20 protein-coding genes are annotated in these 22,575 nt (G+C 55.7%); 9 read left to right on the top strand and 11 right to left on the bottom strand.

Annotated elements, in window-relative coordinates; translation table 11 throughout:
• Nucleotides 1-10: 10 nt before the first annotated feature.
• Nucleotides 11-1,048 (top strand): tetratricopeptide repeat protein, encoded by a 1,038-nt coding sequence (locus POI8812_RS17130; RefSeq protein ID WP_146186193.1) that lies wholly within the window; start codon nt 11-13, stop codon nt 1,046-1,048.
• A 146-nt stretch (nt 1,049-1,194) separates the two neighbouring features.
• Here POI8812_RS17130 and POI8812_RS17135 read toward each other — a convergent pair whose 3' ends face one another.
• The 4 genes from POI8812_RS17135 to POI8812_RS17150 all read right to left on the bottom strand — a co-directional run bounded on the left by POI8812_RS17135 (nt 1,195) and on the right by POI8812_RS17150 (nt 3,907).
• Nucleotides 1,195-1,689, bottom strand: a complete 495-nt coding sequence (locus POI8812_RS17135; RefSeq protein ID WP_108783852.1) for a DoxX family protein — start codon at nt 1,687-1,689, stop codon at nt 1,195-1,197.
• A 56-nt stretch (nt 1,690-1,745) separates the two neighbouring features.
• Nucleotides 1,746-2,135 (bottom strand): YybH family protein, encoded by a 390-nt coding sequence (locus POI8812_RS17140; protein WP_108783853.1) that lies wholly within the window; start codon nt 2,133-2,135, stop codon nt 1,746-1,748.
• A gap of 98 nt (nt 2,136-2,233) precedes the next feature.
• The gene (locus POI8812_RS17145) at nt 2,234-2,914 is read right to left on the bottom strand and encodes a DUF4386 domain-containing protein (RefSeq protein ID WP_108783854.1); all 681 of its coding nucleotides are present in this window, start codon (nt 2,912-2,914) and stop codon (nt 2,234-2,236) included.
• 12 nt (nt 2,915-2,926) lie between these two features.
• On the bottom strand, nt 2,927-3,907 hold the full coding sequence (locus POI8812_RS17150) for an NAD(P)-dependent alcohol dehydrogenase (RefSeq protein ID WP_108783855.1): 981 nt from the start codon (nt 3,905-3,907) through the stop codon (nt 2,927-2,929).
• Nucleotides 3,908-4,007: 100 nt separating this feature from the next.
• On the opposite strand from POI8812_RS17150, the gene POI8812_RS17155 reads away from it, so the two are divergent.
• The 6 genes from POI8812_RS17155 to POI8812_RS17180 all read left to right on the top strand — a co-directional run bounded on the left by POI8812_RS17155 (nt 4,008) and on the right by POI8812_RS17180 (nt 12,293).
• Nucleotides 4,008-4,889 carry a LysR family transcriptional regulator gene (locus POI8812_RS17155; RefSeq protein ID WP_108783856.1) on the top strand — a complete coding sequence of 294 codons (882 nt, stop codon included), beginning with the start codon at nt 4,008-4,010 and terminating at the stop codon, nt 4,887-4,889.
• 386 nt (nt 4,890-5,275) lie between these two features.
• A complete protein-coding gene (locus POI8812_RS17160) occupies nt 5,276-5,839 on the top strand; it encodes a hypothetical protein (RefSeq protein WP_146186194.1) in 564 nt (187 codons plus the stop codon).
• Nucleotides 5,840-5,886: 47 nt separating this feature from the next.
• On the top strand, nt 5,887-7,296 hold the full coding sequence (locus tag POI8812_RS17165; protein ID WP_108783858.1) for a class III lanthionine synthetase LanKC N-terminal domain-containing protein: 1,410 nt from the start codon (nt 5,887-5,889) through the stop codon (nt 7,294-7,296).
• Nucleotides 7,293-8,468 carry a lanthionine synthetase LanC family protein gene (locus tag POI8812_RS17170; protein ID WP_108783859.1) on the top strand — a complete coding sequence of 392 codons (1,176 nt, stop codon included), beginning with the start codon at nt 7,293-7,295 and terminating at the stop codon, nt 8,466-8,468. The genes POI8812_RS17165 and POI8812_RS17170 overlap by 4 nt, the downstream gene beginning before the upstream one ends.
• Nucleotides 8,469-9,186: 718 nt before the next feature.
• Nucleotides 9,187-10,512 carry a bifunctional helix-turn-helix transcriptional regulator/alpha/beta hydrolase gene (locus POI8812_RS17175; RefSeq protein WP_162845014.1) on the top strand — a complete coding sequence of 442 codons (1,326 nt, stop codon included), beginning with the start codon at nt 9,187-9,189 and terminating at the stop codon, nt 10,510-10,512.
• A 23-nt stretch (nt 10,513-10,535) separates the two neighbouring features.
• Nucleotides 10,536-12,293, top strand: a complete 1,758-nt coding sequence (locus tag POI8812_RS17180; protein ID WP_108783861.1) for a bifunctional helix-turn-helix transcriptional regulator/alpha/beta hydrolase — start codon at nt 10,536-10,538, stop codon at nt 12,291-12,293.
• A gap of 156 nt (nt 12,294-12,449) precedes the next feature.
• Here POI8812_RS17180 and POI8812_RS17185 read toward each other — a convergent pair whose 3' ends face one another.
• Nucleotides 12,450-13,412: a DUF2608 domain-containing protein gene (locus POI8812_RS17185; protein ID WP_108783862.1), complete on the bottom strand. Its 963-nt coding sequence runs from the start codon at nt 13,410-13,412 to the stop codon at nt 12,450-12,452.
• A gap of 193 nt (nt 13,413-13,605) precedes the next feature.
• Between POI8812_RS17185 and POI8812_RS17190 the strand changes: the two genes are divergently transcribed.
• Nucleotides 13,606-18,213, top strand: coding sequence for a molybdopterin cofactor-binding domain-containing protein (locus tag POI8812_RS17190; protein WP_108783863.1), 4,608 nt, complete (start codon nt 13,606-13,608; stop codon nt 18,211-18,213).
• A 365-nt stretch (nt 18,214-18,578) separates the two neighbouring features.
• Here the strand turns inward: POI8812_RS17190 and POI8812_RS17195 are convergent, their stop codons facing one another.
• Both POI8812_RS17195 and POI8812_RS17200 read right to left on the bottom strand, forming a co-directional pair.
• The gene (locus tag POI8812_RS17195) at nt 18,579-19,433 is read right to left on the bottom strand and encodes an NmrA/HSCARG family protein (RefSeq protein WP_108783864.1); all 855 of its coding nucleotides are present in this window, start codon (nt 19,431-19,433) and stop codon (nt 18,579-18,581) included.
• Nucleotides 19,430-20,275 carry an alpha/beta fold hydrolase gene (locus tag POI8812_RS17200; RefSeq protein ID WP_108783865.1) on the bottom strand — a complete coding sequence of 282 codons (846 nt, stop codon included), beginning with the start codon at nt 20,273-20,275 and terminating at the stop codon, nt 19,430-19,432. Before POI8812_RS17200 ends, POI8812_RS17195 begins: the two co-directional genes overlap by 4 nt.
• Nucleotides 20,276-20,350: 75 nt before the next feature.
• Between POI8812_RS17200 and POI8812_RS17205 the strand changes: the two genes are divergently transcribed.
• Complete coding sequence (locus POI8812_RS17205; RefSeq protein WP_162845013.1) at nt 20,351-20,962, top strand: TetR/AcrR family transcriptional regulator; 612 nt, start codon at nt 20,351-20,353, stop codon at nt 20,960-20,962.
• Between the two features lie 91 nt (nt 20,963-21,053).
• Here the strand turns inward: POI8812_RS17205 and POI8812_RS17900 are convergent, their stop codons facing one another.
• The 4 genes from POI8812_RS17900 to merF all read right to left on the bottom strand — a co-directional run bounded on the left by POI8812_RS17900 (nt 21,054) and on the right by merF (nt 22,531).
• Nucleotides 21,054-21,554 (bottom strand): hypothetical protein, encoded by a 501-nt coding sequence (locus tag POI8812_RS17900; protein ID WP_306438851.1) that lies wholly within the window; start codon nt 21,552-21,554, stop codon nt 21,054-21,056.
• Nucleotides 21,555-21,782, bottom strand: a complete 228-nt coding sequence (locus POI8812_RS17790) for a hypothetical protein (protein WP_245895455.1) — start codon at nt 21,780-21,782, stop codon at nt 21,555-21,557.
• 339 nt (nt 21,783-22,121) lie between these two features.
• Complete coding sequence (locus tag POI8812_RS17855; protein ID WP_108783867.1) at nt 22,122-22,346, bottom strand: GDCCVxC domain-containing (seleno)protein; 225 nt, start codon at nt 22,344-22,346, stop codon at nt 22,122-22,124.
• Nucleotides 22,322-22,531 (bottom strand): mercury resistance system transport protein MerF, encoded by a 210-nt coding sequence (merF, locus tag POI8812_RS17220; RefSeq protein WP_108783868.1) that lies wholly within the window; start codon nt 22,529-22,531, stop codon nt 22,322-22,324. Before merF ends, POI8812_RS17855 begins: the two co-directional genes overlap by 25 nt.
• Nucleotides 22,532-22,575 lie beyond the last annotated feature (44 nt).

A 22,575-nucleotide genomic window follows, 5' to 3' on the forward strand; every position in this document is an offset into this window, starting at 1 on the left:
AGGCAAGAACGTGGATCTCAGAGAAGTCGCAGGGCAGTTGAACGTCAGATTTGTCCTGGAGGGCAGCGTTCAGCGATCTGGAAACCGTGTCCGCGTTTCCGCACAGCTCATAGATGGGTCAACGGGCGGCCACGTATGGTCCGAACGCTACGACGGGCAGATCGAAGATGTATTTGATCTTCAGGACGAGATTACGCGGAACGTCGTTGCTTCGATCCAAACCGTTGTCCAGCTCAATACCATATCAGAGCGTGTTGAACGCACGGCGCGGCCTGAACTTACAGTTTGGGAACTGACTATGCGGTCTTGGCGTCTTCTATACGAGTTCACGCCTGAGGCTTACGCCCATGCAAAATCTCTTCTCGAGCGTGCTTTGGCGTTGGATCCACAAAGTGCCGAGGCAAATATGGTACTTTCCCTGATCAACCATCATATCGCACTTCTGGGGTTCTCAGAGGATCCAAGCCCTCCGATGCAAGCTGCCTATGCATTGGCCCGGCGCTCTGTGGCGCTGGATGGCAAGAATGAATACGCTCACTGGGCGCTTGGCATCAGTTGCTGGGCCCTGGAAAGATTTGACGAGTCCCGTGCGGCCTTGGATCGGGCTGTGATGCTCAATCCAAACTGCTCTCTGGCATATGGCAGCCGAGGCACGCTCTTGGCAATACTTGGAGAGGCAGACGCGGCTATCGACAATCAAGAGATCGCGATTAGGTCCAATCCACTGGATCCAAGCATTTTCTTCCGATTTTCTGGGCTCGCAATGGCCCACTATGTAGTGGGTCGATTCGATCTGTGCGTCGAATGGGCTGACAAGGCGCTTCATCGCAACGATGAATGGTACCTTGCCCATTTCCTAAAAATAGCGTCGCATGTCGCGTCAGGGGATGCATCAAAAGCAAGAGAAGCCCGGCTTGCCTGCCAAAGAGCGATCCCCACGGTCGGCCTTGAACTCTTGGACAGAATGCCTTTGCAGAACAAAGCCGATATGAGTGATTTTCGAAGCAGATTGAGCCAAGCGGGTTTATCTTCTGCTGGGGCGAGATGAGATCGGAAATTGCGAAGGCTCCGCTTCGTGAGGCGGCCCAACCCGGACCTGCGGGCTACCTTAACGATGCTGTATTGCGGCCCTTTATACCGCACAGCAGGTGCGCGGTCCGACGGGATGTTTTCATCGGAATTTTTTTGCTTTTTTCAGTGCGCCGAAAGGTTTGGCCGCACCTTAGAGAATCCACGGCCACGCAACACAAACCAATATCCCCAGAAGATCAAAAGGGCCTGTAATGGCGCGCGGACGAGCAAATAGACTGGGCCCCACTGGTGTCCCCCTGGGCCGACACCGTTGATTGCAGCATAAATGTTGCCCGGAAAGAACAGGATTAATACTGCGATACAGCCAAGACCGGCATATGCCCGTGTACGCATCGGCAACAGGGCGAGGGCCAGTCCGGCCTCCAGCAAACCGGTTGCATATACAAGCGGCCCGCGTGCCGGCAGAAAGTCTGGCAACATAGCCACCATTTCGTCAGTGATGACGAAATGCCCCACAGAGAAAAATGCAAAGGCAGCGGCATAGCCTAATACGCCGCCCAAGTTGATGAGGCCATATGCGGCGGTTCTGTGGGCAAGGATTGCAGCGACAAGTGTCGGACCAAAGAGGATTACGAGAACGATAAGTGGCGTGATCATGTCTGATCTCCGTCTTCCAATAGTTGCGAAGAAACCGGCATGGATGCGGCGGAGCCCTATGCAGGATTGAGTAGATCCGTGCCGTAAGAATTATCGACCGTGCAAAGCCAACCGTGCACTTGGTCCCGCCGGAAAACGTAAGTGGCCCGGCGAGTCATCGGCGTGGCGGCATTGGCAATGTGCAAATGGGTCTCCATGATCACTAAGGCGGTCTGCGCACCTTCGACGACATGCGCTGCTCCTTGGGTCACGGTCAGCGTGTTCTTGAAGTGCTTTGCGATTGCAACAAAGGCTTCTCTGATTTGCGGCTTGCCCTTGGCGATCTGGCCGGGTTGCACCACGAGGGCCGCATCATCGGCGTAGAATTCCATGAGCGTGTCAAAGTCTTCGGCGCTGATCGCTTTGTCGGCTTGCTTTATGAGTGTGAGAACGGCGTGTTCTGACATGTCAGTGTCCTTTTGCAGGATGAGGTGTGTCGGATTGGCGGATGGGCAGGGCAGTCTGGTATCGACTGCCGTGCGAAGGGCTGGTCACGTTTGGGAGGCTAGGATGTCGCCGTCGACCCGCTTCTGCGCGTGAACAGGAGCCACAGGCAAAAGGCCGTTTCTGCGACCAGTGGCACACCATACGCGGGGACGATGATCCCGTGCAGGTCAGGTGCAACGAAGCGCAGGACGCTGCCTGACAGGTATACCACCCCGGACAGAGCAATTCCGATCCCAAGCACACGCGGGACAAATCCGGACTGGACAATCAAGGCGCCGGTCAAAAGGCAGTTAATGCCAAAGAAGATCAGGCCCAGGTCATACCCATAGGCATGCATTGCTATGAAAGTGAGTACGAGGTCCGAGCGGTCGTCTATAGTCCCTGATTGAAGCAGCAAAACCGCCGCTTGCAGGTTCAGAAGCCCCGCGGCGATCAAACCCGCCTGCAGCAGCCGGAAGATCATCGCTGTCAGTGCTAGTCCCGCTGAGACCGGGCGAAACATCCAGAACAGCAAGATGGCCAGCGTGACATCAGCAAGCGCCATCAAGACATCCACCATGATCGACATCCGAAACCGCATCATCTGGGCCAGTATTGCCTGCGCGGTGCCATCGGCAGATGAAAGATCAATCAGCGGCCCGCGCAGCGCGACCTCTGAACCGACCCCGCAGAGGATGATGATGAGATAGCAAAGACCAGCGAAACGGACTTGCCCGGGTGAAAGCAGCAACGTTTTCATATCTCTTGCCCCCTAAACCACGACGACATTGCCGCGCTTGCGGCCTGTTTCGACATAGCGGTGGGCCTCTACCAGATCGGCCAACGGATAGGTCCTGTCCATGACAGGCGAAAACTTGTTGCTGGCCATCAGCGCAATAACCTCGGAAAGCTCTGCACGGTGCACCTCAGGCTTTGACATACCCGCCGCCGCGAACTTCGCCTTCTTGCGCCCAAATGCCGCTGTCAGCAGCATGTCACTCAGCAGCGTCAACCCGAGCACCGGGGACAGATACCGTCCCCCTCTGTTGAGTGCTGGTTTTGCCGACCGGAATGAGGATACCCCAAGTGTGTCAAAGACGACGTCATAAGCAGAACTGGCTTTAAGGGGGTCGTGCGACACGTAGTCGACGACTTGATCCGCCCCAAGTGACTTGACCAATTCAAAGTTGCGTGCACTGGCGCTGGCCGTGACATTCGCCCCCAAAGCCTTGGCGAACTGTACGGCTGCCGTTCCGAGGCTGCCGGACCCACCAAGGATCAGTACGGTCTCGCCCGGTTGAACCTGTGCGACGCGGGTCAGGAAATGCCAGGACGTCATCGCGCCATCAAAAAGCGTTGCTGCTTCTTCGTAGCTGATTGTTTCTGGTTTTTTCAGAAGGCTTCCAGTTTCATCGACACAGATCTGTGTCGCGTTTGCACCAAACTGAAGGCCTGCCTCCCCAAAGACAGCATCGCCGACATGAAAGGAGGTTACCTCGTCACCCACAGCGACAACATCACCGGAAAAGCAAGTCCCGACCAACCCATTCCGTGGGCGTGACAGACCAAGAAACAGCCTGGCAAATTTTGGTTGCCCTGCGCGCATCATGCTATCTGCACGAGACACAGCAGAAGCGCGGATGCGCACAAGCACCTCTCGTGCGGCCGGCGAGTGTACTGGGCACGAAACAGATCTTAGGACTTCTGGCCCACCGTAGCGGCTGACATTCCATGCGTTGAATGTGGTTCCCATGATGATCTCTCCATTTGTCTGGTCAGAGAGATGCAGTATTTAAATTGATCCAATAATTGCCTAAAATGAACCACATTGGTTCAAAAACGGTACACTTGCCATGGATTGGAAATCGCTGCCGGCATTTCTTGCTGTCGCGCGATCTGGGTCGTTGCGCGCCGGCGCCGAACAGATAGAGGGCACCCACGCGACGGTAAGACGCCAGATCGAGGGGTTGGAAGCACAGTTAGGAACGACGCTCTTTCGCAGAAATGCAGCAGGCCTCACACTGTCAGCCGCCGGACGACGATTGCTCCCACAAGCGTTGGAGGCTGAGGCTGCGCTCCTGAAGGGCTTTAGCGCCGTGAAGGGACTGGATCGCGAAGCCTCAGGCCGTATTCGTCTCTCTGCTGATCCATTGACTGCGCACTATCTGCTCGCGCCTGTCTTGGCGGATTTCGCCAGCCTCTATCCGGAGATCGAGATTGACCTGAGATTGTCCTACTTCATCGACTCGATCGAAAAGGATGAAACAGATGTCTCGATCCGTCATGTCGTCGACGTCGAGGAAGACGCGGTTGGCCGGAAGCTGTTTCCATTGTCCATTGGTGTCTTCGCGTCGCGCAAGTATGTCGACACGGTGCTCCCTAACGCTGGCCCGAAAGGTGCTGGACTGACCTGGATCGGATATGGCGATGTACCCGAATTGCAGACCATGATTGATGCGTCGCCATTTCCCAATGCACGCGTCCGCCACGCTGTCCAAGATCCACAAATGCATCTTCATCTTGCGCGCAACGGTGCTGGCATGACGTTTATTGCGAATTGGGTGCAATCCGTCTTTCCCGATATGCAACGGGTACCCGGCACGACCTTGGATCAAAGACGGTCGACATGGATACTGCTTCATGGCGATTTGCGACGGATACGCAGGGCGCGATTGCTGGTCGACTACCTCTATGGCGCTTTGCAGGAACGGCGCGCAGACTTTATCGGACAATAGCGCGGCCTTAAGGACATCGCGAATGCGTTGCCGCTTATTCCAAATGCAAGAGTGTGGCTGAGCGAGGCATCGCGGCTTTGACACAGCAGCAGTTCTGCTCTCTTTCGGATCGGGCTCTTCAACCTACGCATATCTTTCATCAAGCTGAAGAAGACGCTTCCTTAAGCTGTTGAAGAGCTCGATCCTGCTGGGCGTTCAAATTTGCAGGTTTCACGGTGCCGATTTCCGATGCTGGACCAGATAATGGCGACATTTTTAGGAAAATTCTGCGGCAATTGCTTAACCTTACCATGGGCTTCGGTGCATAATCGCACAGACCTTCCCTTACGTCAGGCTGATACTTGGCTCTGCTCGGGCGCTGATCCGGGTGAACGTCAACAGGGAGGGTGGTTCGCCACCTGCAAGGTGAAATGGACATCAAAAAAGCTGAGCGCATCATCAAGGAGATTGTTGCGAACTCGGATCTTCTGGAGCAGTTCGCCGACGGGGCTACGAAAGCCGTCGACAAACTCAAGGAGATTGAGAGGGAAGACGTTGATGCTCTGCGTGAACTCAACTCAATCCAGCATTTCAGTGGCTTTCGGCTGACGTTGCAGGACGCCGCAACATTCGGTCAAGACACCAAGAACTGTGGTTCAGGCGCTTGCGGTACAGACACGACCTGCAAACAGGGTGCCTGTATCACCAACACGTCTGACTGCGGCGGCACTGGATGCGGAACAGATACCACATGCAATCAGGGGTCCTGTGTCACTGATACGTCTGATTGCGGGAAATCTGCTTGCGGAACGAACGGATCGTCGGAGAGCGACATGCTCCTCATGACCCGGGCAGGTCCGTGCGTGGAGCGCGGAATTGAGGCGTCGGTCAACGTTCGGTTTGATTTCGACGTGCGCTTCCCTGCAGCCAGCGTGCCGGGAAAGCCGCGCTTAACGGTGCGTGAAAAGTGATTGCGCAATCGAGAAGCCGAACTCCGGCGCAGGATCGGGACGCTGTTATGCGCCCCGATCTCTACAAGGACATTTTGCACAATCACGGCTTCCAATTGGCCGCCGAAGGACCGTGGCTTGAGGCGCGGGGTGTTAGGGCTCTTCCCCAAGAAGGCTGGAAATTTCATATCAGCGCGATCCTGGTACATGCCGAGAGAGTGCTGAATGCGGTGCTTCCAATTCTCAAAGAGCATGGCATCTCGTTCAAGGTCGCGCGTACCCCTTCTATTTTAAACGAGCTCAATTCGGGTTTGTTGGGGGAGACCCAGTCTGGCAAATTCATGACAGTCTATCCGGCGGATGAGCATGAGGCTGGCGCACTCGCTCCAGCGCTGATTTCGGCTACCCAGGGATTTCGAGGCCCCAGGGTGATGACTGACCTGCGGCTTGGGGATGTCGTACATTCCCGTTTTGGCGGCATCTTGCCGCTGATCGAGCGGACAGACCGGGGCAAAATACGGCGCATGATCGCTGATCAGATCACCGGCGAATTGGTCGAAGACACCTATGACGTACCTTACGCGCCCGCAGTGCATCCGTTCGGATCAGACGCGCGGCCAGCCTATGGACATGAAGAATCTCGGGAATTGGCGGAGCAACTTCAGGGTCGCTACATCCTGGTGTCCCGATTGAAGAACGACGTGAAAGGCTCTGTCTTCTTGGGTCTTGCACTAGAAACCAAGCAGAGCGTGATCATCAAGACAGGTCGACGTGACTATCTCGACGATCCACAGGGACGGGACATGTACGAACGTGTCCACCATGAAGCCGATATCCTGCGAATGCTGAACAACGTGGAGGGCGTGCCAAGCGTTGAGGGGGTTATCGAGACGTCTGACATTGCTGCACTCATTAAGACATTCGTACCTGGAACGCCTTTGAGAGACGCGCTCAGCTGGCCTCTGGCCTTTCGCCCCCGCCACGAACGGTACGGGATGCTGACGATCGGGCGCAGTATTGTCGCTCTCGTAGAAAGACTACATGAGGCCGGTGTCCTGCATCGGGATCTGTCAGATGGAAATGTTGTGCTTGATGACGCATTGCGGCCCTCGCTGATTGATTTTGAGTTGGCTTGGAAAGCGGGCTCCGAGGAAGTTCCATATACGCTTGGCACGGATGGTTTCATGTCACCGCAGCAGGCTGCGATGGAGACTCCCACGACCGCAGACGATATCTACGCGCTTGGGACGCTCATCTTGTCAGCGCTTTGTGGGACGTCGGTTCGCCAGATCCATCATGTGAAATTCACGCCCCAGCACGGCCTGATCCGACGGCTGAGGCGGATGACGGGTTTAGAGCCCGAATTACTGGATACATTGGCGGCAACGGTCGCCTATGCCCCGAGTGACCGACCGACACTCAATGAGATTGGCGTTGCGTTGGATGCCGCACGTTCGCGCGAAGGATTGCCTCAATGATTTCCAAGAAAGCCTATCACGAAGCACTCCTGCAAGGGCTGCTCGATGGATCAGCCGTGACCAAGGATGGCTCACTGTGGCTCGCTCAGTTCGATGATGATGAATTGAAATTGTTGCGCAATCCTTACAAGGGGCTTGGCGGTCTGTTGTACCTTTGGTCGCAATTTCTGAGGTGCGGCATTGGCGAAGACACGCGGGACCGAGCGCGGGAACTGGCGCTGTGGTTGCTCGAACAGCATCCGACAGAGGATATGCAAATGCCCGGCCTGTATGCGGGTGAGGCCGGGGTCGCCATTGCTATCTTGGAGGCCGTCAAAGCTGGAATACTTGAGGGCGGATCGTGGCTCGACGACTATTTTGCGGCGGTATCTGCCGCAGTGGCGCCCAGCCTCGACATCACCCATGGCGAAGCGGGGCAGGGGCTGGCATTTCTCAAGCTGGCCAAAGATTACGATGTGTCCTTCTTCGAGCCGGCCGGTTTACGCGCTGAGCAGATTATGGCCGCTCAAAGGTCGGATGGCGGTTGGGATACGGCATGGGGTCAATTGGCAGGGCAGGAACCACCCCAAGCCGGTTTTGCGCACGGGGTTGCTGGGATTACCTATTTTCTGACTTGTTATGCCGACGCTGTTGAAGACAACGGGGACGTTCTTGATGCCGCCTCCAAGGGCGCCGACTGGATGTGGGCTCACCGTTTGGCACCAACAGAGGCGCGGTCGACAGTGCAGTGGGGTCACACCATTGAAGATGAGGGCATTCGCAATTTTTGGTGCCACGGCGCACTCGGCATTGGCCTCACATTTCTAGAGCTCTGGAAAGTCACGGGCGACGCAAAGCACTTGGATCGTGCGATGGCCGCGCTTGATCAAGATCATGATTATTTCAGGATTGATGATCTTGGGATTTGTCATGGTGTTGCTGGCCACGGTGAAATCCAACTGACTGCTTACTTCGCAACCGGAGAACAACGGTTTCGCGAGAGAGCAGTGAAGGCAATGCGGTGGCTACACACGGTCTCCCAAGCTCGCTCCGACACAGGGCTGACATGGCTGACAGCCCAACATGCGACACCCGTTCCTACGATGTCTCTGATGACCGGGGGAGGTGGCATTGCGCATTTCCTATTTCGGTTAAGCGCAAACATGAAAAGCATGCGCTTTCCGCTATTGTAGTGACCAAATTCTGCCATACGCAGAAAAGGAATCCCCTGAATGTGTTTGGGGAAATTAGCCTTTTCTGGTCCGGCATACTCCATCGCGATCACAGTGAAGTTGGGACTAAAATCAGATCAACAATCTCTATTTTTTTGGACCACAAGGTAGATTGAAACGCGACAGGATTTATCAGACGATTGAAGACGAGTTCAGCAGTCTTCATTGTTTGAGAGCGTCGCAGGGCACGCTGAGTTGTGACGGAGATGCCGCAAGTTTTTGATACGCATCTGTTTTCTTCATGGAAAATCTACTGCTGAGTGAACATAAAATTACAGAACAACGACATCGATTTAGCCAGCGTTTTCTCGTTTTTCTCGATCAAGCTTATGAAATTGCAGAAAGTTCGCAATCCATTGACGGTCTGATGGCTGCGGCGGACAGCCTGTTTTTTCCATTGTCCGGGGGGGCAGCGCTGGCAACCGACCTTGCAGATGCATACCGCTCAAATGATTCACTGGACCGCCATATTGTGCGTCTGGAAGCGCTGGTTTCTGGAGCGGATCCGGACAGCGAGCAATTGAATTCTGATCCATATTTGGCGAGTCTTGTTCTCACAGACAACGGACGGCGAGCGATTGGAAATGCCGCAGCAGCCGCGCTCTTGGGATGTCGATTTCCCTGCTCACTTTATTCCGTCGAGATGAGCGAGACTTCGAGAAAGGATGTTTTGAGGTGTTTGCGCGACGCTGAAAGCGGATGCCTGGAAGGCAGTCGGGTCATTAAGATCGAACTTCTTGAACACCAGCGGCTCTACTTCGCGCGATGCACGAAATTGCAGTTTCGTGGTCCGGATGGCAACGACCGCACCGGCCTCGGGGTGCTGATCAATCACGTGGATTGGCAGAAAAATGCGATTCTGAAAGCTGCAAAGATGTTTGGGCTGACACGGGCTGAGGCGCATTTGCTGGGGTATTTGCTTCGCGGATGCTCTCAAACAGCGGCTGCGCGTGCCATGTCAAAGAGCCGCGAAACCGTACGTGCGCAGGCGAAATCAATTCTTCGGAAAACCAAAACCACACAGATGTCGGACGTTATCCAATTGATGACCGGCTATATGTTCATGACCGAAGATCAGCCGGCACCCGCGCACGCTGCTCCGGCTACAGCCGATTTTCCCGATCAGGGTGAAGTCCTCAGATTGCCAAATGGCAGGCGTGTTCAGATCAACCGGCTTGGGCAGAAGGGTGGGCGTCCGCTCATGTTTTTCCATGGGCTGTACCCAGGGCCATTCATCACGCCGACATTGAACGACCAATTCCGGGCCGCCGGGTTTGACGTACTTGCTGCATCACGACCTGGTTTCAACGGCACAGATGCACCGGGTGAGTGGGCGCATTTCGAACAGCAGGTTACCGAAGATGTTGTCGCCATCTGCGACGTTCTTGGCTGGACGAAACTGGATTTTCTGGTCCATCAAACCGGGACGAGTTTCGCGTGCCGCGCCGCACAGGCGCTGGAGGGGCGTGTGGGGTCTGCGGTGATGGTGGGCGCAAGCGTGCCGATCAAGGACGACATGCTGAAGACGATGACCCGCGACGCGCGTGTGGCCGCTGCAGCGGTCAAATATGCTCCGAAAGTTCTGGAGCTGATCTTTCGCGTCAGTGTTGCGCAATTGCGCCAGCAAGGCTCGTATACATTTCTCGCGAACAAGATGGCGCATTCTGCGGTGGAATTTGAAACGCTCGATCATCCTGAGACAGGACCGGTGATCGAACGCAGCCTTCATCATCTCGCGAGCGGCGGGCCAGAGGCGATCATGCAAGACGGGGCTTGCGCGATGAGCGACTGGGAGACGGCCTATCACTATTTGCCAAAGCGGCAATTGTGGCTTCATGGGGCGCGTGATCCGGTCATAAACGTGCAGTTCGTGCGAGAGTTTCTGGAGCGCCAGGGCCAGGCGGCACCTGTGATCTACGCGGATCGGGGCGGTGATGTGCTGCTGGCTGAAGCGAAGGATGTTGTCGCAAGACTATCGACATTCCTCGATGAGGGTGCGGCCTGAGATATGTTTTGGAATGAGCTGTTTTGAGTAATTTTGAAACGAGGACTGAGCAGGACCACCCGGCGGACCGTCTGCTTAACCTGCTTGATCAAGCCTATGATGTGGCCGGAAGCTCTGCCTCCATCGCTTGGCTGGTCACCGCAACTGATGCGTTGTTCTTTCCGAACTCAGCTCAGGAAGGTGTGGCGTCCGACATCGTTGAGATTGAGGGGATTGAGCAGTCGCTTGAACGCCACATGACCAGATTGGATGCGCTCCTGTCGGGTAGCGAAGCGCATGTGTCCGGACAGGAGCGCGTGGGTGGCCCTTCAAGCATGGCTACTCTCGTCATTTCTGACGATGGGCGGCGCGCCTTTGGGAATGCTGTCGCGGCGAAGTTGTTTGGTTGCCAATTCCCATGCACATTTTCACAGATCAATCTGAGTGAAAGCTCAAAAAAACGCCTGATCGAATGTGCCTTGCTTGCGCCAAAAGGGGATCCACAGGGAAGTTCCGTGATCTCGCTTGAGCGAGATGACAACCCGTTCCCGTTGATTGCCCGCTGCACGCCGCTTCACTCACGGGGCGCAGATGGGGGCGAACGCAGCGGTCTGGCTGTGTTGATCAACTATGTCGATTGGCACCAAACAGGCATCGTGCAATCGATGGACCTGTTTGGGTTCACAAAAGCTGAGGCTCATCTGCTCAGTTGTTTTCTATCGGGTCATTCTCAAGGCGATGCGGCGGAGGTCCTGTGCAAGAGCCGTGAGACGATCCGATCCCAAGCGAAGTCCATCCTCAAGAAAACAAACGCAAAGCAGATGTCAGAGGTCGTTCAGATGATGACAAGTTTTGCGTTTGTCTCAGAAGATCGGATCGACCGCGTGTCGTCCGGCTCTCCTGCCGAGGCCCTTCGCGCCACGGATGAAGTTATGAAGCTGCCAAATGGCCGGCGTCTGCAAGTCAACCGCTATGGCCTGCGCGGTGGGCGTCCGCTGCTGTTTTGGCATGGTCTCTATCAGGGGCCGTTTTTCTCAGAAGCATTGAGCGCTTATTTCAAGCGAAGCGGTTTCGACGTCGTGGCGCCTTCCCGACCCGGTATGAACAAATCGGACCCGCCTGCAAAATGGTCAGACTATGATCAACAGGTCACACAGGACGTGCTGGATCTGTGTGATCAACTGAATTGGCCTTCGATGGACTTTCTGGTTCATCAATCTGGCATCAGCTTTGCCTGTCGTGCGGCAAGAGCATTGAAGGGACGCGTCGGCGCTGCTGTCATGGTGAGCGCGGGGGTGCCGATTACCTCCGATGTCTTGAAGGGCATGCACATCGAAGCGCGGATTGGCGCAGCCGGTATAAAATACGCCCCAAAGGTTCTCGAAATGGTGCTGCGCATCGGTATCGCCAAGTGGAGACGCAAAGGTGCACATGCCTACCTCTCCACCGTCGGGGCTGAGTGCGAAAGTGACCTCAACGCGCTAAGCGATCCAGATACCGGTCCTGTGATGGAGCGTGGGATCCAACATATGGTGAGTGGCGGGCCGAAAGTGATGATGTCTCATCAGGCCTCGATCGTCAGCGACTGGGGCATCTATTACGATGATTTGCCAGCTAAACAGCTTTGGCTGCATGGCGCTCAGGACCCGGTGCTGAGCCCTCAATTTCTATGCCGATTTCTTAAGGCAAAGGGCCAGCGACCGCCGATACTCTATTCTGGTGCTGGAGGCTACGCATTGCTCTCTGAAGCAGAGGACGTGGCCGCTAGAGTATCAGAGTTTCTGGAACAGGATTGCGGCTGATAGGCAGTTGATTGTCAGTCGGGACATTGCCGGCCGCTCAGCATGGGACGTACTGCTCGCGCAAGTCTCAGTGCGGGCGGTCGCGATCGGACATTGGGGCAGGGGGCTGAACACTGCAACGCAGTTACCGAAAGTCGCCTTTCGTTGTAGTGCTTCTCAATCTAGCCCGGCCGGAGAGAGTAAGGTAAGCGCGAGGGCGCTACTGATATGTTGCCACCTCAGTGTCGCAGCAATCTGATACTCGGTCAGTTCTGACGTACCTGTCGTCGGGCCGAATGCTTGTTTGTGAGCGGCTAGCTGTGTCAAGTGGACTGCAGCCACATCGTAGTCGGGGCTGTCAAGGAAACTGTTATAGACATCTTGTACGTTTGCCATCGTGTCGTCGATGAAGATGATCTGATCGATACTGGTAACTTCTGCCTTGCCGAGAAAGCAATTGAGCACTTCCCCCTTGTTCTGGCCTGTGGCGTAGACGATGCCGTCCTGGTAGGCGACTGGCGTGGTGATATCGCAAAAACCTGCACCCTCAGTTCCGGCCATTGACGGAACACCGCTAGCTTGCCAAACAGGTGCATTTCCCGAAATCATCTCCAACAGGCTGCCCTCGTTCGGTATTGAAAGGTGGTCGAATTGCCCCTGAGTAGCTGACACGACATCAGTGTCACGGGCGGTTATGACGAGTAGTTTAGCACCCATCCGAGTGAGCTGTCTCAATGCATCAGGAATGCTAGGGTCGGCATAGTCCATGTTGTTGAGCGTCAACAGCAGGTCGCTGATTGGATAAAGCTGAGCGTCAGTCGCTGCGATCTGACCAGGCAGCAAAGCACCTCCATTTGACATTTCGTTGAGATCTGACTGCCAGCTGAACCATGCGGGACCTCCGAGATACTGACACTGGGAGGGGGATGTCGGAACCGGGCAGGGCATCATTGTCAACGTGTCGTCATCATCCATAACAACCAGTAGGTTCGAGAGATCCGCTCCGGGGTCGTCTGCTGTCAGTTCTTCTACGATCTCCTCAAAACTGTGCGCAGTAGAGAAAGATGCTTCGCCTAAAGCAGGTTGAGCGGATGCGCATATAACGGTCAGGGAGATATTGCGTAACAGGTCAACGGTCATCGGGTGAAATCCTCATTTGGAAGCCACCAATAAGCTGAACGATATTAGGTATGAAGGACTAGAATATTTCCTATCAATACCTAATAAAATTTTACCTTATTTGTGCTGCGCAATGGGAATTATTTCAGTGTTTAGTGATGTTAACCAAAATCAAGCGAAGAGTTCTGATCTTTCCGCTTCATAGGAATTTACTATGCCTGACACTGCAACACCCTCACCAACCAACTCGCAAAACACTATCAGCTTCTATCTGAATGGTGTGCCGGTCATGCTTGATAACCCTTCGCCAGATATGATGCTGATTGACTACCTCAAAGCACCTGAGCAAGGGCTTGCTGGCCCCAAAAAGCCCTGCGGGCAGGGAGGCTGTGGCGGCTGTACAGTGATCATGTCGTCCTGGGATGACGATAATGGAGCGCCGCAACATACCGCGATCAATGCCTGCCTGCGTCCGATTGCGGCTGTTCAGGGTCAGGTGATCACGACTATCGAGGGGACGGGGACGCTCAACCCTGATCATCCACCTTACCTGCAGCACACTATGACGGGATCACGGATTGCTGCGCCGTTGACTGCGCCAACGCCGCCAGCGCTGAAACGAGCGCAAGAACAAGCAAAGGAGAAGCGTGAACGCGTTGCTGCGACGTTAGACTCCGACGTCGCTCCCGATGGTGCAGGGCCGCTACCGGGCACGGTTTCTCCAAGTGGCGACGTGGCAGAAGGCGTCAACCCTGTCGCATGGCGACTGGCGGTGAACAATGGCACTCAATGCGGCTATTGCACGGTGGGCTTCGTCATGACGATGTCTGAATTCCTCACCAACAATCCTAGTGCAACCAAGCGGGAGATCGAGGGCGCGCTCGATGGCAATATTTGCCGATGCACGGGATATCGGGCGATCCTGACGGGGATGAAATCCTTTGCATCTGACTGGAGCGCAGAAGACGAAGCGGCGCGGATGCTGTGCGATGTCGATCCCGACACCCGGCAGAAAGAGCCGAAAGGGCCGCTAGTTCTGCCATTCCCTGATGCAGCTCGGAAGACGACGAAGATCGCTAGCATTGCTAGTGATGGGCGGGTCTGGATGTCGCCGCAATCGCTGGCAGAACTGGCCCAGCTAAAGGCTGACTTCGCGGGACGGCCGACCCGAATGGTCGCCGGAAACACCGGCTATGGCATCTACAAAGAAGCATATGACCGTGACGCGGTCATGCTGAACCTTGCGGGGATTGCAGAGATCCATGGTGAGGTCACGCAGGATGGAACCACTGCTACTGTGCCGGCAGCTACAACCTACACTGAATTCATTGCTGCATTGGAAGCTGTGATGATCGCGCGGGGCGAACCGGTTCCATCCTCCGAGGAGGGAGCTATTGAACATGCGCTGACACGGCTGGGGGCGCTATACTTCCTTTCGAAACGAACTGCGGGCCATATTGTACGCAACGCTGCGACCGTAGCTGGCAACACCATGCTGATGTTGCACAACATTGCCGGACAGGACGAACCTTTCCCTTCAGATCTGGGCACGGGTTTGCTCGGCATCGGTGCGGCGGTAACGTATATCGACCTGAGCGATCCGAGCTTAACGCCTGTACAGGTCCCCTATGGTGACCTCATCGCGAGCTGCGCTGAGGAGACGATCTCGGCGGATAATCTGCTGCTGATCAATTTTGAGATCCCGCTTGGCAGCGAAGCGGATATGGTGTTGCCGCAGAAGGTGGCCCTCCGCGAGGTCAATGCGCATTCAATCGTAAACGCTGTGAGTTGTCTGACGGCTGATGCTGCAGGCGTTGTGTCGGAGGCCGTTCTCTCATTCGGTGCGCTGGCCCCCTTCGCATGGCGCGCAAGACAGACTGAGGCAGCGATGATCGGAGAGCCTCTCTCTCTGGATGCGCTGCCTGGTCTGCTAGACATCTTGCGTGTCGAGGTAAGTGCGGTGTTAGAGCAATCGCGCCCTCGTTCGCAGGCTTTGCCGTGGTCGGGCTTCACCGACACCTATAAGTGTGATCTGGCCCTGACCTATTTTTACAAGACCTACATCAATGCAATGATGAGCCGCGAGCCGGCTAGCGTCCCTGCTGAGTTGCGCTCCGCGGGGGAGATCACTTGGGGTCAGTGGCCAGTTAGCCATGGGCGGCAGGACTATAGCCGTAAGCAGGATTGGAAGGCGCCGGTCGCCAAACCCTATATCAAAACCATGGCGTTAGAGCAGGCATCTGGCCAAGTGCATTATGCTCATGAGCTGCCGGTGCCGAGCCGGACGGTCTTTGCTGCGCCCGTACAGAGCCGGCGAGCCTTGGCAACATGGGGGTTCCAGGTTCCCGGTGGGCAAAACTGTGATGCCGAAGATCTGCTGATCGAACTGCACGAGCGCTTCGAGGGTTTTATTGACATCGTGACAGAAGACGACATCCCAGCTCACGGTATCAATCTGCAAGGCATGGGCTCTGACCAACCTGTGGTGTGTCCACTTGGCGGGCAGGTGAACTATGTGGGGCAGACATTGTTCCTCATCTGCGCAAGAACAGAGACCGATGCGCAGACCATTGCCGACTATGTTACGCAGAGCTGCATCGCCTACGCTGACATCATCACCGAGGAAGGCGATCCGGAGTGGTGGTCGGAGCCCGTGCTCTCGATCGAGCAAGCGATTGCCCAAGGCAGCATTTATCCTGACTATCCTAACACTGCGCCCTTCAATTCCCATATCTGGAAGGTCACGCGCCCGGGCACAGATCTCAGCTGGGCCGATATTGACCGCGATCCACTTGAACGTTCTACGGCCTTGGCGGATGTTTCGGTCGATGGGGTGCCCTGCGCTCTTGTTCAGGGCGCGCAGGAGACCGGCGGTCAAATTCACTTCTACATGGAGCCCCAGGCCGCGCTGGCTGAGCCAACCGACAAGAACGTCATGGTTATGCACCCTTCGACACAGAGTCCGATGGAGATGCATCAAAGCACCGCGATGATCCTTGGTTCGCACTATAACCGGGTTGAGGTGCGCGTGCCCCAGGTTGGTGGTGGCTTTGGCGGTAAGACAGAGCAAACGCGGTTCGTCGCTGCGGCAACCGCGCTCGCAGCCAGCAAGCTAAAGCGTCCGGTGCGCATGGCGCTCACACGAGAGCAAGACACTGGTATGATCGGCAAGCGCCACGCCTACTATGGGCAATACCAGATCGCAGTGGACAAGGGAGAAATGAACCCCGCCGATAAAGGACGGATCCGCGGGTTCCTCAATCGAATGTGGGGTGATGGTGGGGCCTTCTATGATTGCAGCTTCATTGTTTCGAACTGCATCCAGACCAGAGCGGATGCTGCCTATCGGATTACAAATTTCCAGAACCAGATCGACGTTTGCCGGACCAACCACGCACCGAGCACCGCGATGCGCGCTTTTGGCGATGTGCAGTGCAAGGTGATTGTCGAAAGCGCCGTGGCTGATGCGGCTCATGCAGTCGGAATGCGCCCGGAGGATGTCCGAGAGAAGAACCTCTACCAACGCGGTGACAGCACGCCTTTCGGGCAGGCGCTGACCTACTGCTATATGGACACTGTTTGGGATTATCTCAAAGAAAAGGCTGATTTCGAGGCGAAATCTGCATCCGTACAGGCGTTCAACGCGCGCAATAAATGGCGAAAGCGCGGGATCGCTATGATGCCCGTGAAATACGGCTCGGGCTACAATCTGGCCATGCTTGAACAGGCGACGGCGATGATCTCTATCTATCAGGCTGATGGCACCGTCGTGATCCATCAGGGTGGGGTCGAGATGGGCCAGGGCCTGATCACCCAGATGCGGCAGATCGCGGCCTATGTGCTAAATATCCCGCTCGATATGGTCTTGATCAAAGCACCAATCACATCGGTCATTCCCAACCCGACCTCTACCGGCGGTTCGACTGGGACAGCCTACAATGGTGAGGCGGTCAAGCAGCTATGTGCCCGGATGCGCTCACGGCTGACAGATTTCGCCAACGGATTGCGTGATCAGATGGGACCGGAGTGGTGTGCCGAGCAGGGTATCGACTACTGGAACCACCCCGAGAAAGGCTGGCAAGCTGAGGTACCCTCAGGCGAAGCGACAGTTATGATTTGGCAAAAGCTAACAGCGCTTGCTTACCAGTACCGTATCGGACTGACGGATACTTTCACGGCCCCAGTGAAAGGCGGCGACGTGCAGTCTCCCGCGCTCAGCTACAAGCCCTTCGCAGATCAGCCCACCATTCCTGACTATACTGCAACTGATGGCGTGCCCGGCGAATTCGACAACTTTGTTGGCTTCACATATTCGGGTGCCTGCGCCGTCGTGGAGGTTGATATCCTGACCGGAGAGACCAAGATCCTGTCCTCCGATCTAGTCTATGATATGGGCTGGAGCCTCAATCCGGCGGTTGATATCGGCCAGGTAGAGGGCGCTTTTGTGCAAGGCGTTGGTTATCTGCTGACTGAGAAGTTGGTCTTCCAGCCTGACGGCGATCAGAAAGGTGCGCTAAATACACTCAACACTTGGACCTACAAGCCGCCAGCGGTAACAACGATTCCCATCGAGTTGAATACGCATCTCTTTCCTCGCGATCTAGCGAGTGATGTACCTGAGAGCCCGTATGAGGGTGTCCTGTCCTCGAAAGAAGTGGGTGAGCCGCCGCTTGTCCTCGCGACATCAGTCTTCCTGGCCGTGCGGGAGGCCATTCGTGCGTCACGCATTGAGCGTGGACTGGACCCATTCTTCCGCCTTGACGCCCCTGCAACCGTACAGGACGTGCGCACGGCTTGCGCCGTACAGCTGGGAGAGATTTGAGTCAAACACCTTAGCCAGGCAGGGCACATGTCGACGGTGACCATGATCGCCAGGGACCAGGGCCCTTAGCGTCGGCTTAAGCATGGCGCTGCATTTGCAATTGTGAGTTTGGGCTCGTTGCAGGACATCGGCGCAAAGGGTTGCATCTTCCGCCACGGTTGTCAGAAGCAGTGATGCGCCGCGCTTCCCAAGGGCAGGGTGCTAGGCGCAGATACATGGTCCTGTGTGAGTCCTGAGCGGAGGGCATCGCTGCTGCGCGGGCTCAAAGCGAAACACCTATCCCGGCTATGCGGGACTTTTCTGCCGTTTGATTTCTTCCTGTGGAACGCCCGCTTTCGGGGCACTGCCTGTTCAGGTGGCGACACCTACATTGAAGCAACCGGGTGCTTTCGTAGAAACTCTGCCAATCCTTGCGCGTCCGGTTTGATCTTTCGCAGTTCGTCGTTTCCGAATGCGAAATTCACCCTGTTGTGCCAGGCCAGTTGTTCCGCAAATTCTGGCACTAATTTCCGAAAGAGGGCGCGCGGGAGGCACCAGCCCTTCGGGCGTTTGCCGGTGACTTTGCGGTAGGTGTCTTTCATTTGCGCGACTGTCATGGCGTCGCCTGCCAGATTGATCTTGCGCCCCGCCCACTTATCGGGGCCGACCAATGCCTCGGCCGCCATCCAGCCAAGATCTTCAATGGCCAGCATCTGGAATTCCGTCTGTGGATCAAGCGAACCAGCCAGAACCGGGAACATCAGTGCGGGCTTCATCTCAGGGTTCAAAAGATTGTCCATGAACCAGACAGTCCCTAAGAACGTCCAATCGATCCCGCTCAGTTTGATCTCGCGTTCTAGGATCGCCTTCGAGATGAAGTGCTCGGGTCCGCCAGGCGAACGGCCTTCGCCCATGCCGGACTGCACGATATGGCGCACCCCAGCGGCTTTCGCAGCGGCCAAGACGGCACGGCCTTGTTCGACTTCGCCTACCAGACCGACGCCGGGCGCGTAGAAGTCCTGGACCGAGAAGATGCCGGTCACCGCTTCAAAAGCTGGCACCAAGGTTTCGGGCTTGGACAAGTCGCCTTCGGCCACTTCTGCACCCATTTTTGCAAGCGCTTCAGCCTTTGAAGATGACGCCTGACGGGTCAGGATGCGGATGGATTGTCCGCGCTTGAGCATTTCGCGCGCAACGGCGCCGCCTTGTAGGCCTGTGGCTCCCAAGATCAGAAAAGTCATTCTGCAACCTCCGAAGCAATGAATCGCGTCAGGGCGTCAGCGACCCGCTTGGGGCGTTCAACAACCGAGATGTGTTTGCCTTCTATGGGTTCAAAATGGCCGTTCGGGGCCAGTAGTGCCGCTTCGGCCTGCACAGCAATCGGATACATCGCATCTTCTTTTCCCGCGATGACGAGGGTCGGAACGGTGAGCTCCGCCATTCGTGGCATCAGAGGCGAGCTGCGTAGAATGACCGACTGGATCGCCGCTGCCAAAGATGCTGGCTGTGCCGTTTTCAGCATGGTGTGGAAGGCATTCGCATAGCTTGCGTTCGCAGCCAGAACATCATCCGAGAAAAAGCTGTTTGCAACGCCATTGCGGAACATTGCCGTTTTCAGCGCCCAGCGTGCGCCGCACGCGATGAAGCGCGCCTTGAGGCCGGGTTGGGCAGCATTGATCTGCATGGGCGTGTTCATGAGCACCAATGCTTTAATGCGGGCGGGTGACATCAACGCGAGGTGCGCAGCTGTGATCCCGCCCCAAGAGGTTCCGCCGACGATTGCCGCCACCAGATCGAAGCGATCCATGACCTCGCCCATGGCCTTGGCGCAGTCCTCCATGGTGAATTCATCCGTTCCCCCCTCGCTTTGCCCATGGGCCGGGCCGTCGATGAGCAGAAAGCGGTGGGAGGCGCCCATGGTTGCGACCAAATCGTCGTAAATGTGGTGATCCGTGAAGATCGACGGCCAGAGGACAATCGTTTCAGGCCCATGGCCATATTCGACGACATGAAGCCGCCCCAAAGAGGTTGGCACGGCATATGAAACAGGCACGGCTGTAGGGAATTCGGGTATGGCGTTCATTGATCAGCTCCCAAAGTAATCAATGGTTACTTAAGCTGCCTTGCATGCAATGTAAACACTGATTACAACATGGGAATGATACAGACAAAGCCGAGCAACACGCATCATCATGGCAACCTCAAAGAGGCTCTCGTTGATTATACCTTAAGTGCCGCCGACAAAGGTTTGCTGGCAGACCTTTCAGTACGCAGGGCGGCACGTGATCTAGGCGTGTCACCTGGGGCAGCCTATCGTCACTTCCCTGATAAGAACGCCCTGCTTGGTAGTGTTGCTGAGCGAGGATTCGATGCGTTGGCAGCCGTCTTCGAGGAGGTTGTGCCATTCGAAAGCAGCGCGCGAAGTGCAGCGGATGCACGCCAACGGTTCATCGCACTTGCCACGGCCTATGTCTCTTTTGCGAACGCACGAACCGAATTATGGCGTCTGATGTTCGGCCCGTTCGGCATAGCACCCGGTACAACATCCGGCCGTCCGTCAACCTATGATTGGTTGGGTAAGTCTCTAGCCGAACTCGCCCACTACAAGCTCATCAAACCGCCTGAATCTGGCGCCCAGTTCTTTGCCTGGTCCTCCATTCACGGCATGTCTGACCTTCAAAGCTCTCCTGCGTTACCTACACAATCAATAGCTGCATCGATTGAGCGGCAATGTGAAATGATCCTGCGCGCGCTCGCCGCCGGCGGCTAAAGCGACTTCCGAAAACCGACTTTTGCCATCTTGCAGCACCACAATTGGTGTGGACTCAAACCGGCCTTTTGCTTCGGCATCTGGGCGATAGTTAGCCCCGCAATTCCTCACAGAACACTTCAGCCGGAGTGTGGAAGCCCACGCACTTGCGTGGTGTTGAATTGAGCTGGTCAGAGGCGGACTGAATGGCACCGCGGGGCAGGGGCGCCATCGCGTTGATCAACTTCTTCATCAGTGATTTTGATCGCCGATCACAGTTTTGAAGTAAGGCGGTGTATCGGGTCTTTCCTTCACCGATCGTCGCGACGTTGGCCGCTCCATGCTCTCGTTGGAAAATCACTAGATCGCCTTCCCAATGGCCGAAGCTCTGCCGAATTACGATGGCATCCGGCTGGTTCTTGATCGCTATACTCTTCGGAAAGATCGACCCGCAAGCCTTCCGAGCAAAGCGCGGCCTGCGCTTCCATCGCCGCTCAAGAAGATACCGCCCCAGTTCATCCGACTTGCCGCTCTCACAATAAACGTAAGCGTAGATCGTCTCATGACAGATCCGGTCTGGTTGGTCTGGCTCGATCCCTAAACGTCCGACGATCTACTTGGGCGACTGGCCAGCCCTAAATTGATTGGTAACAGCAGCAAACAGTGCGGCCTTGCCGATCAACTTTTGTTGGCATGCGCGACGATCAGAGCTGAGGCTTTCCGCCGTCAGAGGCCAATATCTATCGGCCTGCGGAACCTCCTTGTCGTGCCACCAGTTCTGACGAACCTCTCGATAAATTGTGGATCTGTAGCGGCTCATGATCCAGATGATGTTCGCCATCGAGGGCTTGGCCTGAAGAAGGTGATCTAGCGTCCGGCGCTCCTCAAGGCAGAAATGAACAAACGATCTCTTTATGGCCGGCACCTCCCAATGCCTCGATATCTATCATTTGTCGCACTTCGAAATAGAATGCACCCCGCTTCATTTTCTGTTGCAACCATCCTGAAATGTCACAGTCCTAGCAAAGCAGAAACGTCACTCACACGTGGGACGGAGCAAGGCTTTGGAGCCCGGAGACCCCAAATATCGGAGGGTGGAAAAGCCTTGCGGGGAGGAGGGTTTGGACGAGCCGTTTTTGAGTCCAGACCTATCGACTTGATGAGATGCTTTGACAGTCCGCTATGCGCAGCGCGACTTACCTTCTTGGATAGGAGGACACGGCACTGTTGCGTATGAACAGTACACACAGCAGTCACCTTGAAGAGGCTTCAAGACCGTTTGGCAGGATTTGCATTCATAGAACCACTGGCAGGCGTTGGTGGGCATGGTTTCCCTCTCGACATGCCCGCATGACGGACAGGTCAGCGTGGAATCCAAGACTACTCTTGCTGCTTCTGTCGCCATAGCGCGTACCCCGTCAATATTAGAAAACCTGCCAAGATCGGCAGCAAAACAGCATCGTTGTAGAGAAGGCCAAGCAGGCCAGTCAGGCCAACTGCGGTCAGAACGATTGGCAAAAGTGGGGTAAAGCAGCACAAAGCAGATACAATTGCTCCCAAAAGCCCCAAAGAAAGAAGTCGGTTCTTCATCGTGTTGATCTCCCAATGATTGCTATAATCTGTCGTTAAAGACT

It is taken from the genome of Pontivivens insulae (assembly GCF_900302495.1).
GTDB lineage: Bacteria > Pseudomonadota > Alphaproteobacteria > Rhodobacterales > Rhodobacteraceae > Pontivivens > Pontivivens insulae.

Bases quoted from the DNA above. Each gene is read 5' to 3' on its own strand.
- POI8812_RS17135 (WP_108783852.1), bottom strand. From the start codon at position 1,689: ATGATCACGCCACTTATCGTTCTCGTAATCCTCTTTGGTCCGACACTT.
- POI8812_RS17140 (WP_108783853.1), bottom strand. From the start codon at position 2,135: ATGTCAGAACACGCCGTTCTCACACTCATAAAGCAAGCCGACAAAGCG.
- POI8812_RS17145 (WP_108783854.1), bottom strand. From the start codon at position 2,914: ATGAAAACGTTGCTGCTTTCACCCGGGCAAGTCCGTTTCGCTGGTCTT.
- POI8812_RS17150 (WP_108783855.1), bottom strand. From the start codon at position 3,907: ATGGGAACCACATTCAACGCATGGAATGTCAGCCGCTACGGTGGGCCA.
- POI8812_RS17155 (WP_108783856.1), top strand. From the start codon at position 4,008: ATGGATTGGAAATCGCTGCCGGCATTTCTTGCTGTCGCGCGATCTGGG.
- POI8812_RS17165 (WP_108783858.1), top strand. From the start codon at position 5,887: ATGCGCCCCGATCTCTACAAGGACATTTTGCACAATCACGGCTTCCAA.
- POI8812_RS17170 (WP_108783859.1), top strand. From the start codon at position 7,293: ATGATTTCCAAGAAAGCCTATCACGAAGCACTCCTGCAAGGGCTGCTC.
- POI8812_RS17185 (WP_108783862.1), bottom strand. From the start codon at position 13,412: ATGACCGTTGACCTGTTACGCAATATCTCCCTGACCGTTATATGCGCA.
- POI8812_RS17190 (WP_108783863.1), top strand. From the start codon at position 13,606: ATGCCTGACACTGCAACACCCTCACCAACCAACTCGCAAAACACTATC.
- POI8812_RS17195 (WP_108783864.1), bottom strand. From the start codon at position 19,433: ATGACTTTTCTGATCTTGGGAGCCACAGGCCTACAAGGCGGCGCCGTT.
- POI8812_RS17200 (WP_108783865.1), bottom strand. From the start codon at position 20,275: ATGAACGCCATACCCGAATTCCCTACAGCCGTGCCTGTTTCATATGCC.
- POI8812_RS17205 (WP_162845013.1), top strand. From the start codon at position 20,351: ATGATACAGACAAAGCCGAGCAACACGCATCATCATGGCAACCTCAAA.
- POI8812_RS17790 (WP_245895455.1), bottom strand. From the start codon at position 21,782: ATGGCGAACATCATCTGGATCATGAGCCGCTACAGATCCACAATTTAT.
- POI8812_RS17855 (WP_108783867.1), bottom strand. From the start codon at position 22,346: ATGGCGACAGAAGCAGCAAGAGTAGTCTTGGATTCCACGCTGACCTGT.
- merF (WP_108783868.1), bottom strand. From the start codon at position 22,531: ATGAAGAACCGACTTCTTTCTTTGGGGCTTTTGGGAGCAATTGTATCT.